18 protein-coding genes and 1 pseudogene are annotated in these 20,859 nt (G+C 59.7%); 14 read left to right on the top strand and 5 right to left on the bottom strand.

Going from position 1 to position 20,859, the window contains the following annotated elements; all coding sequences use genetic code 11:
- Positions 1–6: 6 nt before the first annotated feature.
- Together Q666_RS35045 and Q666_RS35040 are read right to left on the bottom strand one after the other, a co-directional pair.
- A complete protein-coding gene (locus tag Q666_RS35045; protein WP_022999278.1) occupies positions 7–750 on the bottom strand; it encodes a substrate-binding domain-containing protein in 744 nt (247 codons plus the stop codon).
- Positions 751–1,254: 504 nt separating this feature from the next.
- Positions 1,255–2,289 carry a LacI family DNA-binding transcriptional regulator gene (locus tag Q666_RS35040; protein WP_031268754.1) on the bottom strand — a complete coding sequence of 345 codons (1,035 nt, stop codon included), beginning with the start codon at positions 2,287–2,289 and terminating at the stop codon, positions 1,255–1,257.
- Positions 2,290–2,517: 228 nt separating this feature from the next.
- Between Q666_RS35040 and Q666_RS35035 the strand changes: the two genes are divergently transcribed.
- From Q666_RS35035 to Q666_RS34995, 9 genes and pseudogenes are all read left to right on the top strand, one after another.
- Positions 2,518–3,753 (top strand): ABC transporter substrate-binding protein, encoded by a 1,236-nt coding sequence (locus Q666_RS35035; RefSeq protein WP_022999280.1) that lies wholly within the window; start codon positions 2,518–2,520, stop codon positions 3,751–3,753.
- 144 nt (positions 3,754–3,897) lie between these two features.
- Positions 3,898–4,788, top strand: coding sequence for a sugar ABC transporter permease (locus Q666_RS35030; protein WP_022999281.1), 891 nt, complete (start codon positions 3,898–3,900; stop codon positions 4,786–4,788).
- A 110-nt stretch (positions 4,789–4,898) separates the two neighbouring features.
- Positions 4,899–5,783 carry a carbohydrate ABC transporter permease gene (locus Q666_RS35025; protein ID WP_031268755.1) on the top strand — a complete coding sequence of 295 codons (885 nt, stop codon included), beginning with the start codon at positions 4,899–4,901 and terminating at the stop codon, positions 5,781–5,783.
- 11 nt (positions 5,784–5,794) lie between these two features.
- The gene (locus Q666_RS35020) at positions 5,795–6,886 is read left to right on the top strand and encodes an ABC transporter ATP-binding protein (RefSeq protein WP_022999283.1); all 1,092 of its coding nucleotides are present in this window, start codon (positions 5,795–5,797) and stop codon (positions 6,884–6,886) included.
- A gap of 31 nt (positions 6,887–6,917) precedes the next feature.
- A complete protein-coding gene (locus Q666_RS35015; protein ID WP_022999284.1) occupies positions 6,918–7,664 on the top strand; it encodes a sugar phosphate isomerase/epimerase in 747 nt (248 codons plus the stop codon).
- A gap of 9 nt (positions 7,665–7,673) precedes the next feature.
- Entirely contained in the window at positions 7,674–8,795 is a 1,122-nt protein-coding gene (locus Q666_RS35010) for a Gfo/Idh/MocA family oxidoreductase (RefSeq protein ID WP_022999285.1), read from the top strand.
- A gap of 11 nt (positions 8,796–8,806) precedes the next feature.
- Complete coding sequence (mgrA, locus tag Q666_RS35005) at positions 8,807–9,853, top strand: L-glyceraldehyde 3-phosphate reductase (protein WP_022999286.1); 1,047 nt, start codon at positions 8,807–8,809, stop codon at positions 9,851–9,853.
- Positions 9,850–11,448 (top strand): glycoside hydrolase family 43 protein, encoded by a 1,599-nt coding sequence (locus tag Q666_RS35000; RefSeq protein WP_022999287.1) that lies wholly within the window; start codon positions 9,850–9,852, stop codon positions 11,446–11,448. The genes mgrA and Q666_RS35000 overlap by 4 nt, the downstream gene beginning before the upstream one ends.
- Positions 11,449–11,471: 23 nt before the next feature.
- Positions 11,472–12,529, top strand: a pseudogene (locus Q666_RS34995) (sugar phosphate isomerase/epimerase).
- 376 nt (positions 12,530–12,905) lie between these two features.
- On the opposite strand, the gene Q666_RS34990 reads toward Q666_RS34995, so the two are convergent.
- Positions 12,906–14,120 (bottom strand): ROK family transcriptional regulator, encoded by a 1,215-nt coding sequence (locus Q666_RS34990; protein WP_022999288.1) that lies wholly within the window; start codon positions 14,118–14,120, stop codon positions 12,906–12,908.
- 114 nt (positions 14,121–14,234) lie between these two features.
- On the opposite strand from Q666_RS34990, the gene Q666_RS34985 reads away from it, so the two are divergent.
- From Q666_RS34985 to Q666_RS34965, 5 genes are read left to right on the top strand one after another with little or no spacing between them, the layout of a single operon-like run.
- On the top strand, positions 14,235–15,461 hold the full coding sequence (locus tag Q666_RS34985; protein ID WP_286133755.1) for an extracellular solute-binding protein: 1,227 nt from the start codon (positions 14,235–14,237) through the stop codon (positions 15,459–15,461).
- Positions 15,462–15,486: 25 nt separating this feature from the next.
- Entirely contained in the window at positions 15,487–16,380 is an 894-nt protein-coding gene (locus Q666_RS34980; RefSeq protein WP_022999290.1) for a sugar ABC transporter permease, read from the top strand.
- Positions 16,377–17,216 carry a carbohydrate ABC transporter permease gene (locus Q666_RS34975; protein WP_022999291.1) on the top strand — a complete coding sequence of 280 codons (840 nt, stop codon included), beginning with the start codon at positions 16,377–16,379 and terminating at the stop codon, positions 17,214–17,216. Before Q666_RS34980 ends, Q666_RS34975 begins: the two co-directional genes overlap by 4 nt.
- Before the next feature lie 23 nt (positions 17,217–17,239).
- A complete protein-coding gene (locus tag Q666_RS34970) occupies positions 17,240–18,382 on the top strand; it encodes an ABC transporter ATP-binding protein (protein ID WP_022999292.1) in 1,143 nt (380 codons plus the stop codon).
- Positions 18,379–19,332 carry an ROK family protein gene (locus Q666_RS34965; protein WP_022999293.1) on the top strand — a complete coding sequence of 318 codons (954 nt, stop codon included), beginning with the start codon at positions 18,379–18,381 and terminating at the stop codon, positions 19,330–19,332. Before Q666_RS34970 ends, Q666_RS34965 begins: the two co-directional genes overlap by 4 nt.
- Before the next feature lie 150 nt (positions 19,333–19,482).
- Here Q666_RS34965 and Q666_RS34960 read toward each other — a convergent pair whose 3' ends face one another.
- Positions 19,483–19,782 (bottom strand): hypothetical protein, encoded by a 300-nt coding sequence (locus Q666_RS34960; protein ID WP_022999294.1) that lies wholly within the window; start codon positions 19,780–19,782, stop codon positions 19,483–19,485.
- Between the two features lie 93 nt (positions 19,783–19,875).
- Complete coding sequence (gene pcaQ / locus Q666_RS34955; RefSeq protein WP_022999295.1) at positions 19,876–20,796, bottom strand: pca operon transcription factor PcaQ; 921 nt, start codon at positions 20,794–20,796, stop codon at positions 19,876–19,878.
- Between the last annotated feature and the right edge of the window lie 63 nt (positions 20,797–20,859).

Genomic DNA, 20,859 nt, shown 5'->3' with positions numbered 1-20,859 from the left:
ATTGGGTTATCTACCGACGGGTACGCCACCGTAGTTACTGATCAATGTGTGAGCCTGACCCGACTGGGCGTAGTCGATGAAGGCCTTCATCTCATCGTCCAGCGTGCCTTCCTTGTAGATCAAGGCGAGGGTTACCGAACTCGGGTACCCCGGATCAGTCGGATGGTGACCATCGATCTTGAGGACCGACAGTCCGTCTTCAAGCGGCTTCGAATAAGGACCGAAAGCAATCGCGCCTTCGACTTCGCGCGCGCTGGAAATTGCTTCCTGGGTGGTAAGGGCCGTTTTCGAGCGCGGCGAGAACTCCATATCCGCCCAGCCCGGCATCGACGATTTCAAAACCTGCAAGGTGCTGTCCGCGTCTTCGCGGCGGACGAGGCGGACACGCAGATCGGCACCGCCCAATTCGGACCAATTGACTATTTCACCGGAATACAGCTTGACCAGTTCTTCGCTGGTCAAAGCATCGATACCGGTAGACGGGTGCGTGAAGATTGCGCTGGGTATTTTTGCAATCGGCAGATAAACGAGGCCGAATTCCACCTCACTGTCCTTCAGGGGACGCGCGACCCGGCCCAGGCGCTCCGTGCCGGAGCTGACGGCGGCTATACCGCCACCCGAGCCAATGCTTGGTGGAATTTCAAGATTGATATCGGAACGATTTTCGACAAAGCCCGCACCAATTTCCTGAAGCATTTCAAGGCCGTCACCGGTACCCACGACTTTCAGCGGGCCCTGTGCCGACGACACGTCAGTGTGTAAGAAAAAAGTGCAAAGGGACAATGCCAAGGCAAAAGCCAAACTACGCATTTTTATCACCCAAAAATTGACGGTACTATCTAGAGTGACATATTCAAGTTAACTAAACGCTAAACCACCGCGATAAATTACAATAAATATGTAGTCTAATTTAATCTTTGAAATAAAAATAAAATAACGCCGAAATTAAACTGAAATCAGTTTCGGGCAATATTTGCCTAGTAGGAACAATTTACCGACTTAGCAAATTCGTTCACCCAATAAATTGACAGGTACACATGACCTGACTGCGAGCAAGAAAGATGTATTCGATTCAACCTTAGATTTTCTTTTCACACCGACGTTAAGTTGCATGATTTATGCTGCAGGCTAGATTCACTGCTGATCGACGCCTACATCGAATTCGCGCAGCCTGTAAAATTACAACCGCATGCCTGCTTGAACCTTGCGGGCTCGATTTTCGACCCCACAAGCGGTGGGCAACAGGGCTGCCATTCAACAAACCGGCGGCACGGCGCTGGCCCTCACTACCAGCTCTACATCAACCATTACCGGTTCCATCACGACGTCTGGCTTGGTGTGCGCAACGTCAATACAATCCAGCAGGAGGGAAACAGCCCTGGCACCAAGCGCGCGCCGATCCTGCCGAATGGTTGTAAGTGCCGGGACATAAAACTCCGACAGCTCGATATCATCGAACCCGACGACGGAAATATCCTCCGGAACGCGGACACCGTTTGCGGTCAGCGTCGAGATCAGCCCGAAGGCAACCTGGTCAGACGCACAAAAAACCGCCGTTGGCCGATCATTCATCGCCAGGATCCTCTCACCGGCCATCCGGCCGGATTCCAGCGAAAAGTCGCCCCGGATGATCCATTCCTCACGGGCAGGCAGCTCCAGCCTTGCACGTTCGGCCAGCATGCCTTCGCGCCGGGCATGCGTCAGAACATTTTCCTGCGGACCTGTGACATGGGCAATCTTGCGATGGCCAAGGTCATACAGGTGCCGGACGGCCAGTTGCGCCCCGCGAACGTTGTCGCTGCGCACGGAAGGCAACGCCACGTCGTGCGCCCATTCACACGCAAAGACGATCTTGCCGGAGACGCCGTTGTCTTCGAACAGCTGCAATTCCTGGTGGGAGATCGCTCCGTCCAGACAGATCATGCCGTCGATCTGGGCGTCCAGAAAGTAGTCGACCACGTGTTTGCCACTCGTGGCATGGTCCTTGGTATCGGCGATCAGGACGGAATAGTCACGGTTGCCGAAGGATGCACTTATCCCGGCCAGGATCTGGGAAAAGAACGGATTGCCGAGGTTTGGCACCAGAACCAGGATGGCTCCTGCCTGCTGGGTACGCAGGTTACGCGCTGCCCGGTTGACCCGGTAACCGGTGGACCGGATCGCCGCGAAGACGATGTCGCGGGTTGCCTCTGTCAAAAGTTCAGGATTGCTCAGCGCCCGGCTGACTGTTGCGGTCGATACGCCCGCCTCTTTGGCAACATCTTGAATTCGTGCTATTTTCTGGGCCAAGGCCTTCTCCGGTATTTCTCTTTTTTGAGCCTGGGCGCCTGCCGCCATGACGGCGGGTTCGTCCTCGAAACTGTCTGATCCGACATTCCGGGTTGACACAAGACCGTTTCCCGAGAATGATGAATGTAATCGATTACATATAGCATACAATAAAATGTAATCGATTACAAAATGCGGTGGAGGCCGCATGGTGAGGACAATCGGACAGTTCACGTTCGATGGGAGGAAATGATGAAAGCACTACGTGCAGTTTTTGCAGCAACGACCGCCCTTTGTGCAGCAACGGCCGCGAATGCGACCGACCTGGAAGTTACCCACTGGTGGACTTCAGGCGGCGAAGCGGCTGCGGTTGCCGAATTCGCAAAGGCATTTGACGCGACCGGCAACAAGTGGGTTGACGGTGCGATTGCCGGTTCCGGCGGCACAGCCCGCCCGATCATGATCAGCCGTATCACCGGCGGCGATCCGATGGGCGCAACACAGTTCAACCATGGCCGCCAGGCAGAGGAACTGGTGGAAGCCGGCCTGATGCGCGACCTCACGGACATTGCAGAGGAAGGTAACTGGAAAGAAGTCATCCATCCCTCCAGCCTGCTCGACAGCTGCACGCTGGATGGCCGCATCTATTGCGTTCCGGTCAACATTCATTCGCAGCAGTGGCTCTGGCTGAACAACAAGGTGTTCGAGGACAACGGCCTGGCGGTTCCGACCAACTGGGACGAATACGCTGCCGCAGCACCCAAGCTTCAGGAGGCAGGCATCGTGCCGCTGGCCATGGGGCAGCAGCCCTGGCAGACGACACTGGCGTTCCAGGTGCTTCTCACCGCGCTCGCCGGACCTGAGGCCTATACGAAGATCTTCGGCGAGAAGGATGCAGAGCTTGCCGGCAGTGAGGAAATGGCAAAGGTCTTCCAGGCCGCCGCGACTGCTCGCGACATGTCCAAGGACTCCAACGTCCAAGGCTGGAACGATGCCACCACCATGGTCATCACCGGCAAGGCCGCAGGCCAGATCATGGGTGACTGGGCGCAGGGTGAGTTCCAGGTCGCCAACCAGGTTGCCGGCGAGGACTACACCTGCCTGCCCGGCCTTGGCGTCAACGAGGTCATCATGACCGGTGGCGACGCGTTCTACTTCCCGAAAGTGGACGACCCGGCCATCACCGAAGCCCAGGGCGAACTGGCAAAGGTCATGCTTTCCCCGGAAGCCCAGGTTGCCTTCAACCTGAAGAAAGGCTCGCTGCCAGTGCGTGGCGACGTCGATCTTGCGGCTGCAAACGACTGCATGAAGAAGGGCCTCGACATCCTGGCCAAAGGCAATGTCATCCAGTCTCCGGACCAGCTGATGTCCGCCGACAGCCTGACCCAGGTGAACGACCTCTTCGTCGAGTTCTTCAACAACCCGTCCATGACCGCTGAAGACGCACAGTCGATGTTCGCGTCGATCGTCGGCAACGCCGACTAACAGCGGAAAAAGGCCCGCCGCCCGCGCCGCACGGTCCCAACTTTACCGGGACAGCGGCCAGGCGGCGTCCTCCAGCCCTGCGCGCTCCGGCGCGCAGGGAGCGCCCGACATCACCCTGGACGTCTCGACAAGGAAGTTTTCGGCATGGCCGCAGCTACGCGCCCCGCGAGGTGGCATCGGAACATCAGCGCCAAGGTGGCCGCGGTTCCGATGATCATCACCGCCGTGGTGGTCTTCATCGGCGGAACCGCCTGGACGGTTCTTTATTCCTTCACCAACTCCAAGCTCCTGCCGCGTGAGAAATTCGTCGGTCTTGCCCAGTACGACCGGCTGTGGAGCAGCAGCAAGTGGCTGATCTCCATTGAAAACCTGGCCATCTACGGAGCATTCTCGCTGATTTTCTCGCTGCTGATCGGCTTCATGCTGGCGGCCCTGCTCGACCAGAAGATCCGGTTCGAGGACACGTTCAGAACAATCCTGCTCTATCCCTTCGCGCTCAGCTTCATCGTCACGGGTCTTGCCTGGCAGTGGATTCTCAATCCCGACTTCGGCATCCAGCACGTGGTGCGCAGCCTCGGCTGGGAGAGTTTCAATTTCGACCCGCTCTACAATCCCGAGATCGTCATCTATGGCATCCTCATCGCCGGCCTTTGGCAGGGAACCGGGCTGATCATGTGCCTGATGCTGGCGGGTCTTCGGGGGATTGACGAGGACATCTGGAAGGCCGCCAAGATCGACGGCATCCCGATGTGGAAGACCTATATCTTCATCGTCATTCCGATGATGCGCGGCATCTTCATCACCGCAATCGTGCTGATCGCCTCCGGCATCATCAAGGTCTACGACCTGGTCGTCGCCCAGACCGGCGGGGGGCCCGGCATCTCCTCCGAAGTTCCGGCCAAATACGTCTATGACGCCATGTTCCTGTCGCAGAACCTCGGCCAGGGCTTTGCCGCTTCCACCATGATGCTGCTGACGGTCGTCATCATCGTTGTGCCCTGGGCCTATCTCGAGTTCGGAGGCAAGCGCAAATGACCAAGACGCCCCACCTCCTCAAAGGATCGATGAAATACGATGCCGGCCCGGCCGAAGCCGGCCCCGACCGGGCACTCCGCCACGGCGACGGCACGCCATCCGGCAGCCGGATGGTCGAAGGCCCCGCCGGCCGCAAGCCGCGCAAGGCGCTGTCCCGCAGGAACATCCTGATCTACGGCACGCTGATCGTCGTCTGCCTCTATTACCTGCTGCCGCTCTACGTGATGATCGTCACCTCGCTGAAAGGCATGCCGGAGATCCGGCTTGGCAACATCTTCTCACCTCCCGTGGAGATCACCTTCCAGCCCTGGGTGAAGGCCTGGGCGGAAGCCTGCACCGGCCTCAACTGCGATGGCCTGTCACGCGGCTTCTTCAATTCGGTCAAGATCCTGATCCCGTCCGTAATCCTGTCGATCGCGATTGCCTCGGTAAACGGATATGCGCTTGCCAACTGGCGCTTCAAGGGCTCGGAAACCTTCTTCACGATCCTGATCGTCGGGGCCTTCATTCCCTACCAGGTGATGATCTATCCGATCGTGATCATGCTGCGGGAAATCGGCCTTTACGGCAGCCTGACCGGGCTGGTGATCGTGCACACAATCTTCGGCATGCCGATCCTGACGCTGCTGTTCCGCAACTATTTCGCCTCCGTGCCGCAGGAACTGTTCAAGGCGGCGCGCGTGGACGGGGCCGGATTCTGGGCGATCTACTTCCAGATCATGGTGCCGATGAGCCTGCCGATCTTCGTTGTCGCCATGATCCTGCAGGTGACCGGTATCTGGAACGATTTCCTGTTCGGCGTGATCTACACCAAGCCGGACCTTTATCCGATGACGGTGCAGCTCAACAACATCGTCAATTCCACGCAAGGGGTGAAGGAATACAACGTCAACATGGCCGCGACCATTCTGACCGGCCTCGTTCCCCTCACCATCTACTTCATCTCCGGAAAACTCTTCGTGCGCGGCATCGCCGCCGGTGCGGTGAAAGGCTAACGAGACGACCCATGGAACCAAGTATCTCCATCAATAACCTTTCCCTGAGTTTCGGAAGCCTGGACGTTCTGAAGGATCTCAACCTCGATGTCGGCCAGGGTGAATTTCTCGTGCTGCTCGGCTCTTCGGGCTGCGGAAAATCAACCCTTTTGAACTGCATTGCCGGGCTGCTGGACGTGACCGGCGGGCAGATCTTCATCGGCGGGCGCAACGTGACCTGGGAGGAGCCTTCCCAGCGCGGCATCGGCATGGTGTTCCAGTCCTATGCGCTCTACCCGCAGATGACCGTTGCCGGGAACCTGAGCTTCGGCCTGAAGAACGCGGGCCTGCCCAAGGCGGAAATCCAGGAGCGGGTGAACCGGGCCGCAAAAGTTTTGCAGATCGAACCGTTGCTCAACCGCAAGCCGGCCGCCCTTTCCGGTGGCCAGCGCCAGCGTGCCGCCATCGGCCGGGCTCTGGTGCGCGATGCCGACGTTTTCCTGTTCGACGAACCGCTGTCGAACCTGGACGCCAAGCTGCGGGCGGACCTGCGGGTCGAGATCAAGCAGCTGCACCAGAAGCTGTCCAACACCATGATCTACGTCACCCACGACCAGATCGAGGCCATGACGCTGGCCGACCGGATTGCCATCATGCGTGGTGGCCAGATCCTGCAGCTGGCCTCGCCCAACGAGATCTACAACCGGCCGGCCAACAAGTATGTGGCCGAGTTCATCGGTTCGCCGACCATGAATTTCTTTGAAGGAGAGCTGGAAGAAGCCGGCGGAAACTACCGGTTCGCGTCAGGCGGAAAGACCTTCTCGCTTGACGGTTACACATTCCAGAACGGCCCACCTGCCGCAGGCGCTGCCTGGTTCGGCATCCGTCCGGAACACATGGTCAGCGGCGCGGAAGCAGACACCGCGCTCGTTCGGTTGGACGGGCAGGTGGAACTGGTGGAACCGCTCGGTTCGGATACGCTCGTCCGCTTTACCACCGGCGACCAGACGCTGTGGGTGCGCATGGACGGTCAGGCGAACATCCGGCACGGCGACGCAATCACGGTCGGGTTCGATCCCGCCCGCGCCAATCTTTTCGACAAAACCTCGGAATCCCGGCTCTAGGCCGGTCCTTAACCACTTCAGGACAATCAAGATGGATATTTCTTTCCAGCTCTATTCAGCCCGCGAATTCACCCCATGGGACGGCGTTCTCAAGCGGCTTGCGGATCTCGGCTATACCCAGGTCGAGGGGTTCCGTGGAAACTACGAGAACCTGGCGGCCTTTCGCGACATGCTCGACGCCCAGGGTCTCAAGATGCCGTCGGGACATTTCTTTCCGATGGAGCAGTTCGAAGACGACCTCGCCAAGGTGATCAGCACTGCCCAGACCCTTGGCATGGAGCGGATCTTCGTTCCCGCCGTGCCGCCCGAGCAACGCATTCCGGATGCGGCCATGTGGCAGTCCATCGCCGAGCGGCTGGAAGCCATCGGTCAAAAGATCCGCGATGCCGGCCTGCGGTTCGGTTGGCATAACCACGATTTCGAATTCAATGCCTGCGCCGATGGCCGCCTGCCGATGGACATCCTGATGGAGGCCGCCCCTTCCATCGAATGGGAAGCCGATATTGCCTGGATCGTGCGCGGCAATCAGGACCCGCTCGACTGGATCGAGAAATACGCCAGCCGCATCACCACGGCCCACGTGAAGGACATCGCGCCAGAGGGCGAATGTGCCGACGAGGACGGCTGGGCCGACGTCGGCCAGGGCACCATGGACTGGAAGGGCATCATGTCGGCGCTTCGCGGCGTCGGGGTCGATCTCTTCGTCATGGAACACGACAAGCCTTCCGACTTCGACCGTTTCGCCACCCGCTCCGTTGCGGCCTTCCGCACCTACTGAGGTAACCCCATGAGCAAGACACTTGGCATCGGCATCCTCGGATGCGGAAACATTTCGGCCGCCTACATGCGCCTCTCTCCGCTCTTCAAGGGCATCGAGGTGCGCGCCTGCGCCGACATCAATGAAGCTGCCGCAAAAGCACGTGCCGAGGAATTCGGCCTGAGAGCCGAAACCGTTGACGGCCTGCTGGCGGCAAGCGATATCGACATCATCGTCAACCTGACGGTTCCGGCCGTTCACTACGAAGTCTCCAGACGCGTTCTGGAAGCCGGCAAGCATGTCTATTCGGAAAAGCCGTTCGTGCTCAGCCTGGAAGAGGGCGAATCCCTTGCCGCGATTGCGAAGGAAAAAGGCCTCAGGGTCGGGTCGGCCCCCGACACCTTCCTGGGCGGAGCACACCAGCTTGCCCGGCACCTGATCGATAGTGACGCCATTGGCAAGGTGACGTCAGGCACCTGTTTCGTACAGAGCCCGGGCATGGAAATGTGGCACCCAAACCCGGACTTCTTTTTCCAGGCGGGTGGTGGCCCGATCCTCGATCTCGGGCCTTACTACGTTTCCAACCTGGTGCAGCTACTTGGACCGGTGAAGCGGGTTTGCGCTATGAGTTCCGCCGGATCTGAATATCGCACCATCACCTCCGAGCCGCGCAACGGTGAAAAGATCAAGGTGGAAACACCGACGACGATCCACGCGGTGATGCAGTTCCAGTCCGGCGCCCAGATCACCTATTGCGCCAGCTGGGACGTGTGGCAGCACGGCCATTCCAACATGGAGCTTTACGGCCGTTCCGGCACGCTGCATGTGCCGGATCCAAATTTCTTCGGTGGTGAAGTGCGCATGACGGACAAGGGCAGTTTCGTGACCCTGTCGGAAGCCTGGAACCATCCGTTCTCCAAATCAAACGACCGTGGCCACGCCAATTACCGAACGGCAGGCCTGGCCGATATGGCCCTCGCCATCCTGGAAAATCGGCCGCACCGTTGCTCTTTGGAATTTGCTCTGCATGTTGTCGATGTGATGACGTCGATTCTCGCTTCTGGCGAGAGTGGGACTTTCATTGACATCAAAACCACCTGCGAGCGCCCGGAAGCCCTGGACCCGCAGGCGGCAAAAGGCCTTTTAGTATAACGGGATAGCCTATGACCTGGACAGCAGCGGAAACGCGCTACGACACCATGGAATACCGCCGATGCGGGAAATCCGGCCTGAAACTGCCGGTGATCTCACTCGGCCTTTGGCACAATTTCGGCGACGACACGCCGCTCGACAAGAAACGGGAGATTGCCCGGACCGCCTTCGATCTCGGCATCACCCATTTCGATCTTGCCAACAATTACGGCCCCAAGCCGGGTTCGGCGGAAACCGCCTTCGGTGAACTGCTGCGGACGGATTTTGCGCCTTACCGGGACGAGATGATCATTTCGTCCAAAGCCGGTTATGAGATGTGGCCCGGGCCTTATGGTGAGTGGGGCAGCCGCAAATACCTGATCGCGTCCTGCGACCAGTCCTTAAAGCGGATGGGCCTCGACTATGTCGATATCTTCTATTCGCACCGCTTCGACCCGGACACACCGCTGGAAGAGACCATGATGGCCCTCGACCACATCGTGCGGTCCGGACGGGCGCTTTATGTCGGAATCTCGTCCTATAATTCCAAACGGACACGGGAAGCCGCCGCCATCTTGAAGGAGCTGGGCACACCGTGCCTGATCCATCAGCCGAGCTATTCCATGATCAACCGCTGGGTCGAGGAAGACGGTCTTCTGGACACGCTCGACGACCTCGGCATCGGTTCCATTGCCTTCTCGCCGCTGGCCCAGGGCATGCTGACCAGCAAATATCTGAAGGGCATTCCGGAAGACAGCCGGGCGAACCAGGGCAAATCGCTGAAGACCCAGTTCCTGAGCGAAGACAACCTCGCCACCATCCGGGCTCTCAACGACATTGCCGAAAAGCGCGGCCAGACGCTGGCGCAGATGGCCCTTGCCTGGGTACTGCGCAAAGGACGGGTCACAACGGCCCTGATCGGTGCGAGCCGGGGCAGCCAGGTAAAGGACTGCGTCGGAGCTGTCGCCAATCTCCAGTTTTCCGACGAGGAGCTGAAGCTGATCGAGGAAACCACCCGCGAGGCGGATATCAACCTGTGGGCGGCCTCGGCTGAACGGAAAGGACCCAGCCGGAAATGATCCGAAATCCCATCCTGCCGGGGTTCAACCCGGATCCCTCGATCTGCCGTGCGGGCGATGACTATTTCATCGCCACCTCGACCTTCGAATGGTATCCGGGCGTCCAGATTCACCGGTCGAAAGACCTGGTCAACTGGGATCTGGCCTGCCGGCCCCTCAGCCGGGCAAGCCAGCTCGACATGCGCGGCAATCCGGACAGCGGCGGCATCTGGGCACCGTGTCTTTCCTACGCGGACGGACGGTTCTGGCTGGTCTATACGGACGTCAAACGGCTGGATGGGAATTTCAAGGACGCACATAACTACATCGTCACGGCCCCTTCCATCGAGGGGCCGTGGAGCGACCCGATCTACGTCAGCTCACACGGGTTCGATCCGTCGCTGTTTCATGACGACGATGGCCGCAAATGGTTCCTGGTCCTGCAATGGAACCACATTTCAAATTCCGTCGGCGGGCATCCGCGCCATCCGGCCTTCGACGGCATCCTGCTGCAGGAATGGTCGGAAACGGAAGGCCTGAAAGGCGAGATCCGCAAGATCTTTTCCGGAAGCCCGCACGGTCTGACGGAAGGTCCACATCTTCACAAGCGCGGCGGCTGGTACTACCTGACGGTCGCCGAAGGCGGCACCGGCTACGGGCACGCCGTTACCATGGCCCGGTCACGGTCCATCGACGGGCCGTACGAGCTTCACCCGCAAACCCACCTCATCACCGCCAAAGACGATCCGGACGCGCCGCTGCAACGGGCAGGCCATGGCCAGATTGTCGAAACGCCGGATGGCGACGTCTACCACACCCATCTGTGTTCCCGGCCCCTGCCCGGACGGTTCTCGCCTCTGGGACGGGAGACCGCGATCCAGAAATGCGTCTGGCGGGAGGACGGCTGGCTTTACCTGGAAGACAGCGGCATGGTTCCGAAGGTTGAGGTGCCGGGTCTGACGGCGACAGAAACTCGCCCCGCTCAACGCGTGGAGCGCGTTTTCACTGGGGAAATTCTACCGCCAGAGTTCCAGTGGCTGCGCACGCCTTATCCGGAGCGGCTGTTCACGCTGACGGGAACGGCCCTGCGCCTCATCGGGCGGGAAAGCATCGGCAGCTGGTACGAGCAGTCGCTGGTTGCCCGGCGCCAGGAGCACCTCGGCTACCGGGTAGAAACCACGCTCACCGATTTTGCGCCAACGACCTACCAGCAGGCGGCCGGACTGACGACCTATTACAACCGGCACAAGTTCCATTTTCTGGCCGTGAGCTGGACAGAACAGCTCGGCCGTTGCCTGACGCTGCTTTCCTGCCCCGGCGACTGGCCGGATGGACGCATGTCGTTTCCGGCAGACCCTGTCGCGCTTGGCGCCGGACCGGTCGAGCTTGCCGTTGAGGTTGATGGTGCCCGCCAGCAATTCTTCTGGCGCCAGCAAGGCCGCGACTGGACGCCCTTCGGACCGGATCTCGATGCCAGCGTGATCTCGGATGAAGGCGGGCGCGGTGAGCACGGCTCCTTTACCGGTGCCTTTGTCGGTATGCTGGCCTTCGACACAACCGGGCAAGGCAAGACCGCCGATTTCAGCAGGTTTTCATACGCACCGGAAGGCACGTGAGCTCACACTCTAAGGAGATATTCATGGCTGGACTGATCAAGGGGCCCGCAATTTTCCTGGCCCAGTTTGCCGGAGACGACGCTCCGTTCAATTCACTTCCCGCAATCGCCAAATGGGCTGCGGATCTCGGCTACATGGGCATTCAGATCCCGACCTTCGACAGCCGCCTTTTCGATCTCGACAAGGCCGCCGAAAGCGAAACCTATTGCGACGAGGTCAAAGGCATCTGCGCGGACGCCGGCGTCGAGATTACCGAGCTTTCGACCCATCTGCAGGGCCAACTCGTGGCGGTTCACCCGGCCTATGACCTGGCCTTTGACGGCTTTGCACCATCCGAAGTGCACGGCAATCCGAAAGCGCGGCAGGCCTGGGCGGTCGACCAGATGAAAAAAGCGGCGATCGCCAGCAAGCGGCTCGGCCTCACTGCTTCCGTCAGCTTCACCGGTTCACTGGCGTTCCCCTATCTCTACCCCTGGCCGCAACGCCCTGCGGGGCTGATCGAGGAAGCGTTCAAGGAACTGGCGGCACGCTGGAAACCGATACTCGATGTCTATGACGAAAACGGTGTCGATGTCGGCTATGAAATCCATCCAGGCGAGGACGTCTTCGACGGCGCCACCTTCGAGATGTTTCTGGAGGCGCTCGGAGGCCACACGCGCTGCCAGATCAACTACGATCCGTCGCACTTTCTGCTGCAGCAGCTCGACTATCTGGCGTTCATCGACATCTACCACGAGCGCATCTGCGCCTATCACGTGAAGGTGCCGAGTTCAATCCGGACGGCCGCCAGGGCGTCTATTCCGGCTATCAGGGCTGGGTCAACCGCGCGGGCCGGTTCCGGTCCCTGGGGGATGGCCAGGTGGATTTTTCCGGCATCTTCTCCAAGCTCGCCCAACATGGCTATGACAGCTGGGCCGTTCTGGAATGGGAATGCTGCCTGAAGTCACCCGAACAGGGCGCCGCGGAAGGCGCGCCCTTCATTGAGCACCACATCATCGAAGTCACCGACAAGGCCTTCGACGACTTTGCCGGCGGCGAGACCGACCAGGAGCAGATCCGCAAGATGCTGGGCCTGAGTTAGGGGCGGACCAACCGCGCATCCCGTTCCGGCAACCTAACCGGTCCCGATTGACGCAGCTTTGCCGCTATCCCGGTTGTCACCCCGGGCGACCGAAGGGTGACCCGGAGCCTGCTCATGTCCAGAGATATGGTTGTGAGCGAAGGCTTTTGTAGAGATCCGACCACTTCGGCAAGCGGCCCAGAGAGTGGGCCCTGGATCTGCGCTGCACTTGTCCGGGGTGACAATCTTCAATGCGGCACCTCTTCCTCCCCTCATCCTGAGGAAGCGCTTCAGCGCTGTCTCGAAGGATGGGCCGCCTGTTCGGGATTTGCCGCCCATGCTTCGAGACGGACCTGACGGTCCTCCTCAGCATGAGGGCTTCCATAGAGGCTTGCTCTCACAGCAGCAGGTGCGAAACCGAGGGGGCGTAGAGCGCATCGACGGCGGCGGCCGTCGCACCGAGGGCGACCGCAGTTGCACCGGACGTACCGATGCGGATCCTGTCTTCTTCAAGCGAACCGTCGAGACGGCGGGGAAGCGGAGAGGCACTGTCGAGCAGCGCCTGGAGGAAGTCCGGACAAATGATGCCACCCAGGATCAGCGCTTCCGGGTCGAGCATCATCTCGATCATGTTGATCATCTGGCGCATGAGCGGCGCGACATCGGCTATCCAGCCGAGGACTGCCGGATCTCCTTCGGCGAACAAGGCTTCGATCCGCGCGACCGACCCCGGCTCGGTCGGCTCCAGGTCAAGCCTTTCGCACAGCGCGTTGAGAGACAGATACCGTTCCAGGCAGCCGGTGTTGCCGCAGGAACAGGCCGGGCCTGTCGGGTCGATCACAACGTGCCCGATTTCACCGGCGTTTTTCGTCGCACCCGGATAGAGCGCCCCGTTCAGGACAAAGCCGGCGCCAAGCCCCATGCCGAACTGGATGAAGGCAAAGCTGTTGAAGCTGCGGCCGATCCCGTAAACATGCTCGCCCAGCGCGGCGGCCGACGCGTCGTTCTGAAGGACCACCGGCAAGCCGATCGCCGACTGAAGCTGCGCGAGATTTTCCGGCGAGCCGAAATCCGAAAATGTGGTGGCATCGGTGCCGCTGGAGGTCTGCGATCCGGTTTCGAAAGGGCCGGGAGCGGCAAGACCGACGCCGAACAGACACTTGGCCATACCGGGATGCGCAGCACGGAACTCTTCTGCCATCGACAGGATCCGGCTGTTGGCGGCCTCGGGCGTGGCAGCGGCCATGGGAGCGGCCGATTGCCAGACGATGCTGCCCAGAAGATCGCAGGCAATCGCCGTCACTGACAGACGATCGACATGAAACCCGAGACTGTAGGCATGATCGGGCTTGAGCTGCACCGTCATGCCCGGATGGCCGCGCCCCCTGGCCTTCTGGGCATGCATCTCGACAATGCCGCGGCTTTCCAGCTCGCCGACGATGTTCTGCACCGTCTGGCGGGAAAGCGACGTGATTTCAGATATTTCCGTGCGACCGATCGGACCGCGCGTGCGGATGACTTCCAGCACAACGCGGTGATTATGCGTCTTGGCGCGGGTCAGGTTTGTGCCGCTGGTCCGGAAGGATGCGGGGATCGGAGCACTGTCGTTCATGGCGCCAATAGACCAGAAATTATTTTTTCTATCAATTTGACAAAATAAAAAAACCGAACATAGGATGCTTTGCCTACACAAAAACCGGAGGGCGAGATGAACACGTTTGGAAAGATGATTTTGGGGTCCGCCTTCGCGACCCTGGCGATGACCACGACGGCATTGGCCGACACCACACTGAATGCACTTTTCATGAGCCAGGCGGCTTACAGCGAAGACGACATCAAGTCGATGACCGCCAAGTTCGAGGAAGCAAATCCCGGCGTCACGGTTGCACTCGAATTCGTTCCCTATGAAGCCCTGCACGACAAGATCATTGCAGCAGCAGGTGCGGGCGATGACGGCTATGACGTTGTCCTGTTCGACGTGATCTGGCCGGCCGAATTCGCAACGCGTGGCTTCCTGCAGGATGTCACCGACCGCATTCCGGCCGACTATACCGACAAGGTTTTCGATGGTGCCTGGACGACGGTCGAATATGACGGCAAGCGCTATGGCATGCCCTGGATCCTCGATACGAAATACCTCTTCTACAATGCCGACATGCTGGCAGAGGCTGGCATTTCCGCCCCGCCCAAGACCTGGGCCGCACTGGCGGAACAGGCCAAGCAGATCAAGGACAAGGGCATTGTCGAATATCCGCTGGTCTGGAGCTGGTCCCAGTCCGAGGCGATGATCTGCGACTTCACCACCCTGACGGCGGCCAATGACGGCGCGTTCTTCGATGAAGGCCAGCCGGCCTTTACCGCAGGCGGTGCCAAGGATGCCGTTTCCTTCATGAAGGCAACGCTGGACGAAGGCCTGAGCAACCCGTCTTCACGCGAATATTTCGAAGAAGACGTCCGCCGGGTGTTCTCCAACGGCGAAGCGGCGTTTGCCCTCAACTGGACCTACATGAATGCCCTGGCCAACGACCCGAAGGAAAGCAAGGTCGCCGGCAAGGTGAAGGTAGCTCCGGCACCAGGCGTCGAAGGCAAGTCAACCGCCTCCAGCGTCAACGGTTCCATGGGTCTCGGCATTCCGGCCAACAGCCCGCATGCGGATGAAGCCTGGGCCTATATCTCCTTCCTGACCCAGAAGGACGTTCAGGACAACTATGCCAAGCTCAGCCTGCCGATCTGGAAGGCGTCCTATTCCGAACCGAAGGTGATCGAAGGCCAGGAAGACCTGATCGCGGCGGCAAAAGAATCCATCGCTGTCATGTATCCGCGTCCGCTGGTGCCGTCCTACACCGAAGTCTCCGACATTCTCCAGAAGAACATCCATCAGGTCCTGCTCGGCCAGGCAAGTGTGGATGACGCGCTGGAAGCTGCCGCAGACCGCGTCAAGCGCATCCGCTAAGTTTGCGACTGACGGGAGACTGACCATGCTTGGCCGACGCCAGAAACGTGAAAAATGGATCCTTCTGGCGCCGGCCCTGGCTTTGCTTGCGCTGGTCACGCTGATACCGCTTGCCAACACACTGTGGCTGAGCTTCACCGACACGCGCATTTCCGCTCTTCCCGAGCCGGTGCATTTCATCGGCCTGGAAAACTACGTCTACGCGCTTACCGACCCGGATTTTCAGGACGCCCTCTTCAGGACGCTTTACTTCACCATCGTCTCGGTGGGCCTGGAAGGCATTCTCGGTGTCGCGGTTGCCGTGCTGCTCAACCAGGAATTCCGGGGCCGGACGCTGCTTCGGGCTCTGATCATCCTGCCCTGGGCGGTGCCGACCATCGTCAACGCCGTTGCCTGGCGCTTGATCTATCACCCTGATTATGGCGCGCTGAACTCCCTGCTGTTCCAGCTGGGCCTCATTTCCGATTACCGCAGCTGGATCGGCGATCCGGCGACCGCCATGAACATGGTCATCCTGGCAGATGTCTGGAAGAACTTTCCGCTGGTTGCCTATGTGGCACTGGCCGCCCTGCAGACAGTGCCCGGTGACCTCAACAAGGCGGCAGCCATCGAAGGCGCCGGGCCCTGGAAACGGTTCCGCTCGATCACCCTGCCCTGGATCGCCGGTCCATTGATGGTCGTCATGGTGCTGCGAACCATCGAAGCCTTCCGCGTCTTCGACATCATCTACGTCATGACCGGCGGAGGCCCCGCGGACAGCACCAAGACCGCGAGCTTTTACGTCTACCAGGAATATTTCAACTACCTCAGAAGCGGCAGCGGGGCCTCCTATGCAGTGCTGGTCGCCGGGATCAGCGCCGTTCTGATCGTGTTCTATTATTCCGCGACCAAGCGGCAGACGGCGGGAGGCGCGGCATGAAACGCTCGCTCGTTCAATCCATCCTGCTTTATGGCTGCGCCCTGTTGCTGGCAGCCTTCACAACAGGCCCGCTGCTCTGGCTTGCCGTCATGAGCATCAGCGCGCCGACCGACCTGACAGAGGTGCCGCTGCGCTGGATCCCCTCCGAACTTGACTTCAGCCGCTACACGAGCCTGCTCAGCCTTGAAGGCGGCAACGGCGAGCGGTTTTTGAGCGCACTCCGGAATTCCCTCCTGACAGCCGGTGGGTCAACCGTCATCGCGCTTCTGCTCGCCATTCCGGCTGCCTATGCCTTTTCCAGAAGACAGGCGTCGATAGTCCTGTTGTTCGCCTTTCTCGCAACGATCATGATGCCGCCGATCACCTATGTGCTGCCGCTCTATTCGACCTTCAGCAGCTTCGGCATGCTGAACCACACGGTGACGCTGATTATTGTCTATACGGCCATGCTGCTGCCTTTCGCCATCTGGCTGATGAAGGCCAATATCGACGTGCTGCCGGTGGAAGTGGAGCAGGCTGCCTTCATGGAAGGTGCCGGAACCGCCTACACCATCCGGCAGGTGGTGCTGCCGCTGGCCCTTCCGGCCATTGCCGCCACCGCCATGCTGTCCTTCCTGGTGGCGTGGGACGAGTTCTTCTACGCCCTGATCTTCACCAACGATCTCAGCGCGAAGACCCTGCCTGTGGCGATCGCGGATTTCTCCGCCGGACGCGTTACCGACTACGGCGTCATCGCCTCGGTTGGCGTTCTGGCGACATTGCCGCCAGCCATCCTCGCCATCGCCTTCCAGAAATTCATCGTCTCCGGACTGGTCGCCGGATCCGTCAAGGGCTGACCTCAGCAGGAGACCGACAAGGAATGAACGCCGCAATGCCGCAAGACCCCATCCTCGAAATCAGCCGCCTGCAGAAGAGATACGGGGACGTGAATGTCCTCAAGGACATCGATATCTCCATGGCGCCCGGTGAGTTTCTTGTCCTGGTCGGACCGTCCGGTTGCGGCAAGTCGACCCTGCTGAGCTGCATTTCCGGACTGACCGACATTTCCTCCGGCACCATCTGCATTGCCGGCAAGGACCGCACCAACGACGAACCGGCCGACCGGGATATCGCCATGGTGTTCCAGTCCTATGCCCTGTTCCCCAACATGAGCGTGGAACGCAACATCGGCTTCGGCCTTGAAGTCCGAAAGGTCGAAGAGACAGAGAAGAAACGGAAGGTGGCCGAGGTCGCGGATCTTCTGAAGATCGAACACCTGCTGCACCGCCGCCCGGCGGAACTTTCCGGCGGACAGCGCCAGCGTGTTGCCATGGGCCGGGCCCTTGTGCGCGAACCGAAACTGTTCCTGTTCGACGAACCGCTGTCCAATCTCGATGCCAAGCTGCGCGTGACCATGCGCACGGAAATCAAGCGCATCCATCAGACAACAGGCGCGTCCATCGTCTACGTCACCCATGACCAGATCGAAGCCATGACGCTGGCCAGCCGGATCGTTGTGATGAAAGACGGCGAGGTCCAACAGATCGGCACGCCGCAGGAGATCTACAACAAGCCGGTGAATGCCTTTGTCGCGGACTTCATGGGCGCACCGTCCATGAACCTGATGACCGGCACCGCAACACGCGAGGGCGACCATCTCCGGCTGCAGATCCCGACGCCGGAAGGACCGCCGCTGGAATTGTTCGACTATGGTCCGGGGCCGGAAACGCTGTCCGCCGGCGGTACGGCAGAGCTCACCATCGGCCTTCGCCCGGAGGCGATGACGGATCTTGGCTTGCGGTCCGGTGGCATCGACGGCCGCAGCCTGCAAAGCGCCGATTGCCTTCTGGACGTGGTCGAACCGGCCGGCGCCGACACCTATGCGGTCATTCAACTTGGCGGAACGGAAGCCGTTGCCCGGCTGTCGGCGGATGCGCCGGTCACCGCCGGTCAGCGCGTCCCGATCGCTTTCGACCTTTCCAAGATTTCCTATTTCGACATTGCATCGGGTAACCGCCTATGAGCATTCAACGAGGCCTTGCCGCCGACATCGGTGGCACCAACACCCGGCTGGCGCTGGTCGAGAACGGCCGCGTTCTGGAAAACACCATCGCGCGGTTCCGCAATGCGGATTTCGAAACACCGGAAGCGGCTATCGGCACCTATCTTTCGGAAGCCGGGCGACCGGCCTGTGCTTCTGCCGTCATCGCCATCGCAGCCCCCATCGATGGCCCCGCAATCCGCATGACAAACCATCCCTGGACCTTCAGTGCCGACTGCATCGGCAAGGTTCTGGGCGGAGCGAACATTACCTTCCTGAACGATTTCGAGGCGTTAGCCTATTCGCTGGACAAGGTCCCAACGGAGCGGCTTCAGCCCGTCTATGAACCGAGCCAGAAACTGCGCAGCAACGCCACGCGCCTCGTCGTCGGCGCGGGAACCGGTTTCAATGCTGCCGCCCTGTTTCAGACACCTGCCGGATTTCATGTCGGCACCGGCGAATGCGGTCACTCGACTTTGCCGGTCGAAACCGAAGACGAACTTCGTCTCTGGAACTACCTCGCTCTCAACCGCGGACGCGCCTCCGTCGAACGGGCGCTGTCGGGAAGCGGTCTCAAGGAAATTCACGAGTGGTATTGCCTGGAGCAGGGCCTGTCGCCGCGCGACCTGTCACCGGCTGACATTGCGGAGCGCGCCAACTCCGGATCCGATCCGATTTGCGTTTCCGCTGCCCGGCAATGGGTGACATTTCTCGGCCGAGTGATTGGCGACCTCTCGCTGGTGTTCCTGTCCCTTGGCGGCATCGTGCTGACAGGCGGCGTCACCCGCAGCCTGGCGAGGTTCCTGGCAGAACCGGAATTCATCAACGCCTTTTGCGCGAAGGGCCGCCAGCAAAAGCTGGTTTCCGGCATTCCGGTTCATCTGCTTGATGACGATTTCGCGGCTCTGGCGGGGTGTGCCGCGCGGATGTAAAAGCTGGCTCGTCGCAATCAATTGTCTGATTGGTTCGTTCGGATAGGCGGTTCAGGAAATATCTTTTTCTGATCTCAATAATTCCCCACTTATTTTCAGCCCATGAAACGGTGAGAAATGGACGCTTTTTACAGAGAAATTCACTTGTTACTAGCTTAACAAGTTTATAATTGCCAAGAGTATAAACCCCAAAACACCAGATAAATATGCAATCCAAACATGTTTTTTCGAAAAACTATTTGCAAATTCCTCTTCGAATTCTTTTGGCGGATCATTTTCCTTGATAATACGTATGCCCGCCCCCAAAAAACCTCGTGTTACCCATTTGTTTTCGATCGCTTTCCATCTTTTCAACAACCGGTCCTGCGCAACATCGCAAACCATCGAAAAAAGACCGCCAGAAATCAGTAGGACTATGCCAAGTGCGGTAGCGTAAAAATTGATGTCCAATAACCATTCTCCGAGTCAATTCGCAAAACCGAACGCCAAGAGGCTGGCGCAAAAGAGTTAAGCTTTCCGCCACGGCTGAGAGCATCGAGATCCTCAAGAACTCAGCCCCAGCTCCTCGATCACGGTCTGGACCGCCAGCCGGAAGACCTGTTCCTCCGCGCCTGGCTGGGTGTCCGGACGGGTCATCAGGCCGACAGGCCCCTTGGTCATGTCGGTGTCGAACGGCAGGCGGACCAGGTGACCGTCGGCGGTTTCGTTCTGCACCACGCCGGACGAAATGATCCAGACCGCGTCGGTCCGGCGGGTATAGACCCTGCCGAAAGCACCCGAGACCGTTTCGATCTTGTTCGGAATCTCGCCGACCCCGTTGGCGATCATGAAGCGCTCGACCAGAGGCCGGATCGCCGCGCCTTCTGGCGGATAGAGCACGGGCCATTCGACGATACGCTTGATGTCCGGTCTTTCCAGTAGCGGGTGCCCGACCCGGACGATTACATCGACCCGCTCGGAATAAAGCTGGGTGAAGGAAACGCCTTCCATGGACACCGGCCTGCCGAGCCGGCCGATCACCAGGTCGAGTTCACCCATCTTCAGCCGTTCGATCAGGTAGCCGTGCGGGCCGTCCATGATCTGGACCATGACATGAGGTGCCAGTTCGGAAAACTCCTTGATGACCGGGGGCATGAAGCTGGCCGCGACACTCGGCAGAACGCCCACCTTCAAGGTCGCACGAGCGTGTTCGCCTTCCTTCTCGACCCCGTCCAGGCCTTGCTGCAGGCTCGCCAGCGAGATCTGCGCGAAATGCAGAAACACCTTGCCCTGCTTGGTCAGCGCGATGCCGGCCCGGTTTCGCGTCATCAGGCTGGCGCCGATGATATCTTCCAGTTCCTTGAGCGTTTTGGAGATCGCCGGCTGGGTGAGATTCAACTTGTCGGCAGCCAGTTTCAGGCTGCGTTCCTGCGCAATCTCCACGTAGCACTGGATGTGCCGGAACTTGATGCGTCGGTCGATCATTTAATTTCTCATTTTGGAAAGAAAGAAGCCGAATATCTCATTTTACTTCCCAATTTTGATCAT

This window comes from Labrenzia sp. C1B70 (assembly GCF_000475395.1).
GTDB lineage: Bacteria > Pseudomonadota > Alphaproteobacteria > Rhizobiales > Stappiaceae > Roseibium > Roseibium algicola.
Note: the sequence above shows the minus strand (reverse complement) of the source record. Positions and strands in the feature narration are given on the sequence as shown.

Excerpts from the sequence above, each read along its gene's own strand:
- Q666_RS35025 (WP_031268755.1), top strand. The coding sequence starts at position 4,899 with ATGGTCGAAGGCCCCGCCGGCCGCAAGCCGCGCAAGGCGCTGTCCCGC.
- Q666_RS34980 (WP_022999290.1), top strand. The coding sequence starts at position 15,487 with ATGCTTGGCCGACGCCAGAAACGTGAAAAATGGATCCTTCTGGCGCCG.
- Q666_RS34990 (WP_022999288.1), bottom strand. The coding sequence starts at position 14,120 with ATGAACGACAGTGCTCCGATCCCCGCATCCTTCCGGACCAGCGGCACA.
- Q666_RS34970 (WP_022999292.1), top strand. The coding sequence starts at position 17,240 with ATGAACGCCGCAATGCCGCAAGACCCCATCCTCGAAATCAGCCGCCTG.
- Q666_RS34965 (WP_022999293.1), top strand. The coding sequence starts at position 18,379 with ATGAGCATTCAACGAGGCCTTGCCGCCGACATCGGTGGCACCAACACC.
- Q666_RS34985 (WP_286133755.1), top strand. The coding sequence starts at position 14,235 with ATGATTTTGGGGTCCGCCTTCGCGACCCTGGCGATGACCACGACGGCA.
- Q666_RS35010 (WP_022999285.1), top strand. The coding sequence starts at position 7,674 with ATGAGCAAGACACTTGGCATCGGCATCCTCGGATGCGGAAACATTTCG.
- Q666_RS35030 (WP_022999281.1), top strand. The coding sequence starts at position 3,898 with ATGGCCGCAGCTACGCGCCCCGCGAGGTGGCATCGGAACATCAGCGCC.
- pcaQ (WP_022999295.1), bottom strand. The coding sequence starts at position 20,796 with ATGATCGACCGACGCATCAAGTTCCGGCACATCCAGTGCTACGTGGAG.
- Q666_RS35015 (WP_022999284.1), top strand. The coding sequence starts at position 6,918 with ATGGATATTTCTTTCCAGCTCTATTCAGCCCGCGAATTCACCCCATGG.
- Q666_RS35020 (WP_022999283.1), top strand. The coding sequence starts at position 5,795 with ATGGAACCAAGTATCTCCATCAATAACCTTTCCCTGAGTTTCGGAAGC.
- Q666_RS35035 (WP_022999280.1), top strand. The coding sequence starts at position 2,518 with ATGATGAAAGCACTACGTGCAGTTTTTGCAGCAACGACCGCCCTTTGT.
- Q666_RS34975 (WP_022999291.1), top strand. The coding sequence starts at position 16,377 with ATGAAACGCTCGCTCGTTCAATCCATCCTGCTTTATGGCTGCGCCCTG.
- Q666_RS35000 (WP_022999287.1), top strand. The coding sequence starts at position 9,850 with ATGATCCGAAATCCCATCCTGCCGGGGTTCAACCCGGATCCCTCGATC.
- mgrA (WP_022999286.1), top strand. The coding sequence starts at position 8,807 with ATGACCTGGACAGCAGCGGAAACGCGCTACGACACCATGGAATACCGC.